This is a genomic window from Shewanella sp. AC34-MNA-CIBAN-0136, from assembly GCF_040309945.1.
Lineage (GTDB): Bacteria > Pseudomonadota > Gammaproteobacteria > Enterobacterales > Shewanellaceae > Shewanella.
Map to the genome: position 1 here is coordinate 1 of NZ_JBEOPJ010000089.1, position 254 is coordinate 254.

Here is a 254-nt window from a genome sequence, read left to right on the forward strand (position 1 = left end):
GGATAGTGGTGCAGGTAATCCTGTCACTTCACTTGGCCCAATTGAAGGCTATTACAGTGTCGGTCTAGGTGGTAAATATGACATCACTGAAAACTGGGCAGTGTCTGCTGGTGGTAAATATCTGTGGTTCGGTGATGCTGAAGGCCAAATCCCAACTAAGCAAGTTGTCAGCAAGTTTGAAGACAACGACGGTTTTGCACTTGGTGTAAAAGTATCTTATCAAGCGAAGTAATAGCAAACTGAGCATTATATAG

General features: G+C 43.3%; 1 protein-coding gene. It reads left to right on the forward strand.

The window, feature by feature from the left end; all coding sequences use genetic code 11:
• A partial coding sequence (locus tag AAEY94_RS20775) for a hypothetical protein (protein ID WP_502959418.1) occupies window positions 1-232 on the forward strand: 232 nt, incomplete at its 5' end.
• Window positions 233-254 lie beyond the last annotated feature (22 nt).